We start from the raw sequence: 2192 nt of genomic DNA, 5'->3' as shown, positions 1-2192 counted from the left end.
AAAATCTATCTAACCATGAAGCCCTGAGCGCTGCAAATCACCAACACCCAAAACTAAATTTCGGAAATTTACAGAAAAGAAGTTGCTTTATCCGCTTGACTGTAAGGCTGGCTCAATTTTGCGCGATCACAATTCAGTCTTTGTTACAAGAAATATTAATGATGAAAATCAGAATTACCCTGCTGGCCAACGTGCTGCTTCTGTTGCCATTGGCCAGCCAAGTGCTGGCCCAAGGCGGGCCTGCTGCCAAGGCAGCCGTCAAAACGGCTGCGGTATCAGCGCCGATTGGCTTCAGCCGCGAAAAAACCACCGATATCTGCACGACGGCCCCGCGCAGCGACTGGCTGCCCGAAGACGAAATGAAGTTGTTGGCGGAGTACCGCGGCTACCGCATCAAGACCTTCAGGCTGTCCAAAGGCGATTGCTACGAAATCTATGGCTTTGACCGCGAAGGCCGCATTGTGGAGGCCTACTTCAACCCCGTGACGTCACGGCTGATGCGGCAGAATATCGCGCAATGATTGGGTCCGCTAGCGGACCCGGCAAATTTTCAGCATGTTGGTACCCCCGGGCGAGCCCATCGGCTCCCCGCAAGTGATGGCATAGATGTCGCCGGCCTGCACGATGCCGCGGGTTTTCAGGTAGTTCTCCGCCTCGTTCAGCGCAGTGTCCCGGTCGGCACTGGTGTCAATGAACAAGGGCCGCACATTGCGGTACAGCGTCATCTTGCGCTGCGTCATCACCTTGGAGGTGAGCGCGTAGATCGGCACCTGAATCAGGTGGCGGCTCATCCACAGTGCGGTGGAACCACTGTCGGTCATGGCCACAATCGCCTTGGCGCCCAGGTGATGCGCGGTAAACAAGGCGCCCATGGCAATCGACTGGTCGATGCGCTTGAAGGTCTTGCCGGTGAAGTCAGCTTCGAGCTTGAAGTCTTCGCCGCCTTCGGCCGCATGGCAAATCTTGGCCATCTCAACGACCGTCTCCAGCGGGTATTTGCCCGCTGCCGTCTCGGCTGACAACATGACAGCGTCGGTACCGTCCAACACCGCGTTGGCCACGTCGCTCACTTCGGCGCGGGTGGGCACCGGGTTGGTGATCATCGACTCCATCATCTGCGTCGCGGTGATCACCACCTTGTCGTGCTCTCGGGCGAGCTTGATCATGCGTTTTTGCAGCGCTGGCACCACCGCATTGCCGACTTCAACCGCGAGGTCGCCGCGCGCGACCATGATGCCGTCGCTGGCGAGCAATATTTCTTCGAGTCTCGGGATGGCTTCTGCGCGTTCGATCTTGGCAATCAAACCGGGCCGGTGACCGTCTTCGGCCGCCACGTTGCACAACTGGCGTGCCATCTCCATGTCGGTGGCGTTCTTGGGGAAGCTGACCGCCACGTAATCCGCGTGAAAGCTCATCGCCGTGCGGATGTCGTCCATGTCCTTGGCCGTGAGTGCGGGCGCGCTCAAGCCGCCACCTTGCTTGTTGATGCCTTTGTTGTTGCTCAACTCGCCACCGAGCTTGACCGTGGTGTAAATCGCCGCGCCTTTGACTGCATCGACCGTGATGACGATCAGCCCATCGTTGAGCAACAGCACATCGCCCGCTTTGACCTCGCCCGGCAACGCCTTGTAGTCCAGCCCAACCGCGTCAATGTCGCCTAACTCCGTGCGCGCCGCATCGAGCACAAACTCTTGGCCCTGCACCAGAAACACCTTGCCGTCGGCAAACTTGCCCACCCGAATTTTTGGCCCCTGCAAGTCAGCCATGATGCCGATCTCCCGTCCGGCACGCTTGGCGGCTTCACGCACCAGGCGTGCCCGCTCAATGTGGTCTTGCGCTGTCCCGTGACTGAAGTTCAGCCGCACCACGTTGACCCCGGCACGAATCATCTGCTCCAGCAGCGCGGGGTCGCTAGAGGCGGGGCCAAGAGTGGCGACAATTTTGGTAGCACGACGCAGCATTGAACAGTCTCCTTGTAATTAAGTTTCTATTTTTACATGGAAGCAGTTACATGCCCGCAACAGCTTGCAGGCCGCAGGCGCAAAAGGCCTTCGGTGTCAAGGTTTGTAACACCTCGTCAAATGTTGGCAAGCTTGATGTAAGCGGGTGGCGAAGTCACCTTGCGGAGATCGGCAATTCTTAGGAGCATCGTGTCCACTTCAACTCAGGTGGACACATGGACACTCCAGAAA

2 protein-coding genes are annotated in these 2192 nt (G+C 57.9%); one reads left to right on the top strand and one right to left on the bottom strand.

All coding sequences use genetic code 11. The features are described 5' to 3' along the window. The first annotated feature begins 161 nt into the window (after positions 1-161). Entirely contained in the window at positions 162-521 is a 360-nt protein-coding gene (locus GZ093_RS20765) for a PepSY domain-containing protein (RefSeq protein WP_296489630.1), read from the top strand. Positions 522-530: 9 nt separating this feature from the next. On the opposite strand, the gene pyk is transcribed toward GZ093_RS20765, so the two are convergent. Beyond that, positions 531-1961, bottom strand: a complete 1431-nt coding sequence (gene pyk / locus GZ093_RS20760; protein ID WP_296489628.1) for a pyruvate kinase — start codon at positions 1959-1961, stop codon at positions 531-533. Between the last annotated feature and the right edge of the window lie 231 nt (positions 1962-2192).

The sequence above is a fragment of the Rhodoferax sp. genome (genome assembly GCF_010365055.1).
Lineage (GTDB): Bacteria > Pseudomonadota > Gammaproteobacteria > Burkholderiales > Burkholderiaceae_C > Rhodoferax.
This window is presented reverse-complemented; position numbering and strand designations above follow the sequence as displayed.

What these genes read in the sequence shown, in the direction of transcription:
- pyk (WP_296489628.1), bottom strand. Translation starts at nt 1,961, where the DNA reads ATGCTGCGTCGTGCTACCAAAATTGTCGCCACTCTTGGCCCCGCCTCT.
- GZ093_RS20765 (WP_296489630.1), top strand. Translation starts at nt 162, where the DNA reads ATGAAAATCAGAATTACCCTGCTGGCCAACGTGCTGCTTCTGTTGCCA.